Below are 6,832 nucleotides of genomic sequence, written 5' to 3'. Positions count from 1 at the left end.
CCGACCGCGGGCAGCGAGCCGATCAACTTCCCCGTGTCGCCGGTCTATAATGTCCCGGCGCCGGTCGCGGCGCGCTACAAGGGCACGCGCTGCCTGCAAGCCAATGGCGAACTCGCCAATGGCGCGACGCTCCAGAACAATGGCGACGTGATGATTGCCGGCGTGATCTACAACAAGCCCGGATTCGACTGGATTCGCGGCAAAGAGCTTTACCGCCAATCGACGCTCAACGGCCTTGTCCCGCCTGCTGGCGAGACGCGCCAGATCCCGCCGATGCCGTCCGGCACGATCGCGCTCAAGCCGATGCTGTGGCCGGTCAAGCGTAGCGGCTTCACCGCGCTGCCGGTGTGGGACAGCCCGGCGTCCGATAACGGCGTCTATTCGGGGTTTGAAATCCAGAGCCAATGGCCGCGCGCTGTCGCAGTGACGCCGACGCCACAATCGACTTTGGTGCCGTCGAGCGTCAGCTTCCTCTACGGTGTGACGATGGCCAATGGCGCGGGCCAGCAAGTACCGCTCGGGCCGAACACCTATCAGCGGCCGCGCGTGGTCGGGATCGACCAATTCTACCACTATCAGCCCAATCTGAAGACGATGGACCTGTGCGACCGCGCGCTGCTCGATGCGTCCTCCTATTATGCCAATGGTCGGCTGTTTGAGCAGGGCGATTATCTCGCGCTTGTGGCGATGCATTTGCAGACCAAGGAACAGGCGGCGTGGACCTTCCAGTCGGTGTGGTGGCATGACCGCCCGAACGTCGGCCCCTATGCCGCCGACCGCCCCGCCATTCCGCAGGCGCGCGGGCCGTGGCAGCATTATCTGATGACCTCGACCTATGGGATGCCAGCGGTGCGTGGCGGCAAGACTTGGCCGATTGCCTATAATCCCTACATCGAACTCGCCGCCGCGCACCCGATCAAGACCAATTGCATGAATTGCCACCACCGGTCGGCGTGGCCCGCCGATGCGAACGAGTATCAGGAACCCGGCGGACCTGGAGCGCTCGACATTTACAGGCTCGATAATCCGGTGCTGGCGGGCAAGATCCAGGTCGACTCGCTCTGGTCGATCAGCGACCGCGCGATCAAGCCGAGCACCAAACCGGTCGGGACGCGCTGAGCGGACGCGATTGGCTGAGCTGGATCGGTAGTCGGGCGCATCACCGGGGGAGTGATGCGCCCGCCCGTCTCAGCGCTTGGGCATGGGGGGAGAGGCTGAGGCGAGATAGCTGATGATCGCCGCACGCTTTTGGGCGTCGGGGATCGTCAGATACATTTTGCTGCCGGGGGCCAGTTTTTGCGGCGCCTGCAACCATTGGTCGAGCCGTGCCGGGGTCCAGACGCCCGCGAGCTTCTTGATCGCGGGCGAATAGGCATAGCCGGGGGCGGTCGCGATGCGCCGTCCGACCACGCCGCGATGCGCCGGACCAATCCGGTTGGCGTCAAGCGAATGGCAACCGCCGCATTTGCCCTCGTAAAGAGCCTTGCCGTCGGTTGCCTGCGCAAAGGCGGGTGCCGGGAGCAGCAGCGCAAGCGCCACTGCTCCCTTCAGTCCCGCACGGATGGAGGTGCCAGTCACAACGCCTTAGCCGAACAGATAGGCATTCGTCGGCACGCCATTGCCGAGCGCGCCGTTGAGCACCGCCCAGTGCACGGCCTCATCGGTCGAAAGCTGCGCGAAGAGCAGGGCGATCTTCTTGTCGTTCAGCGCGGCAATCTGCCCAACATAGGCGTTGGTTGCGCCCTGTTCGAGCCCAGCCGCAAGCTTGACGACGTCGCCTTCGCTCTTGAGCGCGCCGAGATTGAGTTCCTTGACATATTCGGCGTCGCTTTTGGGCTCGACCGGCTTGCTGCCCATTTTCGTGATCAGCGCGGCGAGCGAGTCGCGATGGGCGTCGTGGTGGCCCTTGAAAACAAGGGCGACTTTGAGCGTACCGGGGCTCAGCAGCCCGCTGCCGCCGGCGAGGCGATAAGCGGCAATGCCTTCATGCTCGAGCGCGAGCGCGCCCTGCAAAATGCCGAGGTCGTTGGCGCCGTGTGCCACTGCATGCTTTTTGACGGCTGCAGCCGTTGCCGGCCCATCGAGAAACGCGAGCGCGGTCATGCCGGCAGCAGCAATTCCGACTTGGTTCAGAAACAGGCGGCGCGGCGGCATCGTGTCGGTGGGATTCGTGGTCATGGGGGTCTCCATCGGTAGGATGCACTGGCGCGGTTCGCAGTGCAGGGGGTAGCGGCAGGGGACGCTTTTACGGGCGACCCGGTGGTTGGAATGACCGAGCGGCGCAGCGACTAACGCCACGGCTGCACGGGCGCGGCAATCGACACTGCGACAATAGGCCGTTTGGGCAATGTCTATTGGACGGGACGCAATTCAGCTCGCGCTGTCGTCCCGCGCGACCCTTGTCGGTGAGTGCCCGAAGCGTTCGGTAAAGGCGCGCGTGAAGGCGGCGGCCGATTGGAAGCCGACTTGAGTCGCGACCTGCTTGACCGGCGTCTTGTGCCGATTGAGCAAGTATAACCCCCGCTGCAACCGCCATTCCGTAACGTAACTCATCGGTGACGATCCCACGAGATCGCGGAAGCGTTCGGCAAAGCGGCTGCGCGACATTGCGACCGCGCTGCCCAGCCGCTCGACCGTCCACGGGGCGGCGACATCATTGTGGATCAACGCCAGAGCGTGACCGATATGCGGATCAGTGACCGCCGTGATCAGCCGCCCCAGCTCGGGCGTCTTGGCGGTCGCCGCGCGCATCACTTCGATAAACAGCACTTCGGACAAGCGGCTGACTGATGCCGCGACGCCAGCTTCGTTCGCGAACATCCGGCGCACGATCAACCGCACGACATCGTCGAGCATCGGCTGGGTCGCGCGTTCAGCAGCGGTGATGTGGAGCAGATCGGGTACGGCGTGGAGCAGCGGATGATCGGCGCCGGTAGCAAAGCCGAAATGGCCGCAGACAAGCTGGCAACCGCTTTCGGCTGGCCCGTCGCCGAGCACGAATGGCCCCTGGCCGGTAAACCCCGCCGCCACAAAGGCGTCTTCGAGCGGCATGCCGACATGGCAGGCGGCGCTCGACAGCAAATGCGGGCTGCCATTGGGCACCAGCACCAGATCGCCGGGTTTCAACACGACATGGCTGCCGTCGTCGAGCGAGACATGGCATTCGCCCTGGACGATCAGATGAAATCGCGCGGCGCGTTCGAAATGCGGCACCTGCACACCAAAGGGCGGTCGAAAGTCGGTGCGGAAATACAGCGCCGCCTTGAGGTCGATCGTGTCGAGTATATCGCTGAGGACGTCCTTCATGTGTGGCCCCTCCTGATTGGGATGGATAGCGCAATTCGGGCGGCGGGGACAGGCGCCGCCCGGATCACTGGCGATTACAGGCTGGCGACGGGCTGGTCGGCGATCGTCACCCAAGCCGCATCGGCCTTGGCAACCGCACCGGCAACGTCGGCGAGGAAAGCCGCGTGGATTTCCTGGTTGAGATTCAGGTGCAAACGGCCGTCGGCGATCTTGTAGATCGTCGGATCGCCATCGAACTTCTTGGCGACCGACGCGCCATACGCACAGAAACCACCGAAGCTGGGCAGATAGCGCGAAGGGTTGACCCTGAAGATCTCGGCATTGGCGGCATTGGCGAAATAGTAAGTCGCGCCATCGTGAACGACGGCGAATTCGGCGCTGCCCACGATCGGGCTGGTGCCCTGCGTGTAGCTCACGACGTCATAGCCGCGCATCGCGAGCGGGGTTCCGGTGGCAACAAGGCCGGTCGACAGATTGAGGTTCTGGGTCATTGGTCAGGCTCCTTTACGTGCGCAGACCGAACCATTCCGGCTGCCCCGCTCAGATGGGGTGAGCCGGACGATATGTATACATAGTGCCCATAAATTGGGATTTGCGGCGTGACTTATGGGACGATAGGCAAATTCAAGCGGTATTCATCACTGAATTCACCGCGATGTCCCAGCCTTCCAGCCTTGTCGAGCGCACTTGCGCGCTCATTGTCGGCTCGAATCGCTCGACCGTCCCCCGCATCGCGCTTGCTTCCTCCAGCCCGGTGAATAGCCCACAGCCGACGCCCGCAAGCATCGCCGCGCCGAGCGCTGTCGTTTCGGCAAAGGCGGGGCGTTCGACGGGGATGGCGAGGATGTCGGCCATATCCTGCGCCATCCAATTGTTGGCGACCATGCCGCCGTCGATCCGCAGCGTCGCCCAGTCGACCCCGTCGGCAGCGAAGGCGGTCTTCAGGTCGTTCGCCTGATGCGCCATCGCCTCAAGTGCTGCCCGGACGATATGCGCGCGGGTGTTGGTGAAACTGAGGCCCGAGATGGCCGCGCGTGCCTCGGGCTGCCACCACGGCGCGCCGAGGCCGGAGAGGGCAGGGACGAGATACACGCCGCCATTATCGGGCACGCTGCGCGCGAGGACCTCGGTCTCCGCCGCAGTACCGATCAGCCCAATCGAGTCGCGCAGCCATTTGATCAGGCTGCCCGCAACAAACACCGATCCTTCGAGCGCATAGGCGCGCTTGCCGCCCAATTGCCACGCGATCGTCGAGAGCAACCGGTGGTGCGAGACCGGCGGGATCGCGCCCGCCTGCGTCAGGATGAAGGCGCCAGTGCCGAAAGTCGCCTTGGTCTCGCCGGACTTCAGGCAAGCCTGACCGATCGTGGCGGCTTGTTGATCGCCCGCCATGCCGCAAATCGGGATGGGCGCGCCGAAGAGGGTCGTTTCGCCGAAGCGCCCGGCGCAGTCGACGATTTCGGGCAGGGCTGCGCGGGGGGCACCGAACAGATCGATCAGCCCGTCGTCCCAGCCGCCGCTGCCGATCGCCATCAGCGCGGTGCGGCTGGCGTTGGTCGCGTCGGTGATGTGCAGGCCACCCGTCAGCTTCCAGACGAGCCAGCTTTCGACGGTGCCAACCGCCAGCCGATCGCCCGCCTCTGCGAGATGCGGCCAATGGCGCAGCGCCCAGCCGATCTTGGACCCCGAAAAATAGGGGTCGAGCAACAGCCCGGTCTTCGCCTGCACGACGGCTTCGTGTCCGGCCTCTTTCAACGCATGGCAATCACCGGCAGTGCGGCGGTCCTGCCAGACGATCGCGGGCGCGAGCGGCTCGCCGGTCGCCTTGTCCCAGAACACCACCGTCTCGCGCTGATTGGTGATGCCGATCGCGGCGATTCGCTCAGCCCCGCCGACGCGCTCGATCACCGCGCGCGTTACTGCCAGCGTGCGGTCCCAGATTTCAGCGGCGTCATGCTCGACCCAGCCGGGTTGCGGATAATGCTGCGTCAGTTCGGCAGCTTCGGTAGCGCGGCAGCGACCGTCAGGCGCAAATGCCATCGCGCGGGTGGAGGTGGTGCCTTCGTCGATGAGGAGTATCGTTTCTGTCATGGCCGCACGCTAGCCGGGATTACAAATCAGGGGAATGCGGCTAGTGATGGAGGCCAAGGAGCAAGACGTGGACGGTCTGATCGACAGGAACGAGGCAGCGGCACAGGGCGACGCGGTCAGCACCGGCGCCGCCAAGTTCGTGGACGCGCCCGCGCCGTCTTTGGCCGAGACCGAGGAAGTCACCAACAGGCGCGACCGTTTGCTCGCGTCGCTGACGCTGATTGCGGGGGTCGGGCTGGTGATCGCGCTGCCGTTTGCCCTGAAAGCGGGCGCCGAATTTTTCCTGCCGGTGACGGCGGCGCTGGTGATCGCAGTGGCGCTTGTGCCGATCCTCGAATGGCTCGAGCGCCGCCGCATTCCGGCGCCGATCGCTTCGCTGATCTGCGTGGTCGGCTTTCTGGGCGTCGCCAATATCGTACTGGCGGCGATCATCGTCCCCGCGGTGCAGTTTTTCCGGCTGCTGCCCGAACGCATCGGGCGGATTCAGATGAACCTGAAGCCGCTGCTCGAATTCTACACCAGCATCGAAAAATATGTCGACAAGACCGCGATGCGGCTTGCGGCTGGCTCGGCCAAGAATGTCGCCGATGCCGCGCAGGCAACCGCCGTACCGCCGCGCTCCTTGGTTGAGCTGGTCGCGATGTCGGCGCCGAGCGTCTTCATCCACATCTTCTTCGGCACGCTGATCGTCTATTTCTTCCTGAGCGGCTGGACCCGGCTGCGGCGCCAGACCATCACCTCGCGCGCGAGCTTTGACGGCGCGCTCGCGACCGCGCGGGTGATCCAGGATGTCGTCGACGACACGTCATCCTATCTGGGCACGATTACCGTGATCAATCTCGCGCTTGGGCTGGTGATCGCGGTCGCGCTGTGGATCATGGGCATGCCCTATCCGCTGATGTGGGGCGGCATCGTCGCGCTGCTGAATTATGTCCCTTATTTTGGGCCGATTGTGGCGGCGATGCTGCTGGGGCTGGGCGGATTAATGGTGTTTGCGGACCCGGGCGTCGCGCTGGTGCCCGCGCTGATCATGATCGGGGCGCATCTGCTCGAAGCCAATGTCATCACCCCGCTGGTGGTCGGGCACCGGTTGACGATCAACCCGATCATGATCCTGATCTCGATCAGTTTCTGGGGCTGGGTGTGGGGCACGCCGGGGGCGCTCTTGGCCGTGCCGCTGCTGATCATCCTGCAGACGGTTTTGGGCGCGGCAGGCAAGCCCGACATCGCCGGTTTCCTGTTCGAACACGGCACGCTCGACCAACGGCGCCAGCGCAGCGCGGCGGGTCCACAGGCACCGCGTTGATGGCGGTTGACAGGGTGAAGCCGCTCGCTTAGTTGCCGCGCCTCACGCTTCGCAAGCGGGTGTAGCTCAGTTGGTTAGAGCGCCGGCCTGTCACGCCGGAGGTCGCGGGTTCGAGCCCCGTCACTCGCG

General features: G+C 64.6%; 7 protein-coding genes and 1 tRNA gene. 3 read left to right on the top strand and 5 right to left on the bottom strand.

Translation table 11 applies throughout. From position 1 onward, the window contains the following. A partial coding sequence (locus tag K2W81_RS15965; protein WP_294106344.1) for a hypothetical protein occupies positions 1–1,119 on the top strand: 1,119 nt, incomplete at its 5' end. A 69-nt stretch (positions 1,120–1,188) separates the two neighbouring features. On the opposite strand, the gene K2W81_RS15960 is transcribed toward K2W81_RS15965, so the two are convergent. The 5 genes from K2W81_RS15960 to K2W81_RS15940 form a co-directional block, all read right to left on the bottom strand. After that, positions 1,189–1,578 carry a c-type cytochrome gene (locus K2W81_RS15960; protein ID WP_294106342.1) on the bottom strand — a complete coding sequence of 130 codons (390 nt, stop codon included), beginning with the start codon at positions 1,576–1,578 and terminating at the stop codon, positions 1,189–1,191. A 6-nt stretch (positions 1,579–1,584) separates the two neighbouring features. Beyond that, positions 1,585–2,178, bottom strand: a complete 594-nt coding sequence (locus K2W81_RS15955; protein WP_294106340.1) for a ferritin-like domain-containing protein — start codon at positions 2,176–2,178, stop codon at positions 1,585–1,587. A 192-nt stretch (positions 2,179–2,370) separates the two neighbouring features. Continuing rightward, positions 2,371–3,306, bottom strand: coding sequence for an AraC family transcriptional regulator (locus tag K2W81_RS15950; protein WP_294106338.1), 936 nt, complete (start codon positions 3,304–3,306; stop codon positions 2,371–2,373). A gap of 74 nt (positions 3,307–3,380) precedes the next feature. Further along, a complete protein-coding gene (locus tag K2W81_RS15945; protein ID WP_294106336.1) occupies positions 3,381–3,797 on the bottom strand; it encodes a YHS domain-containing (seleno)protein in 417 nt (138 codons plus the stop codon). A gap of 133 nt (positions 3,798–3,930) precedes the next feature. Then, positions 3,931–5,397, bottom strand: a complete 1,467-nt coding sequence (locus K2W81_RS15940) for a glycerol kinase (RefSeq protein WP_294106334.1) — start codon at positions 5,395–5,397, stop codon at positions 3,931–3,933. Between the two features lie 139 nt (positions 5,398–5,536). On the opposite strand from K2W81_RS15940, the gene K2W81_RS15935 reads away from it, so the two are divergent. After that, positions 5,537–6,703 carry an AI-2E family transporter gene (locus K2W81_RS15935; protein ID WP_294106346.1) on the top strand — a complete coding sequence of 389 codons (1,167 nt, stop codon included), beginning with the start codon at positions 5,537–5,539 and terminating at the stop codon, positions 6,701–6,703. Positions 6,704–6,758: 55 nt separating this feature from the next. Next, a tRNA-Asp gene (locus K2W81_RS15930) sits at positions 6,759–6,832 on the top strand.

It is taken from the genome of Sphingomonas sp. (assembly GCF_019749955.1).
Classification (GTDB): domain Bacteria; phylum Pseudomonadota; class Alphaproteobacteria; order Sphingomonadales; family Sphingomonadaceae; genus Sphingomonas.
Note: the sequence above shows the minus strand (reverse complement) of the source record. Positions and strands in the feature narration are given on the sequence as shown.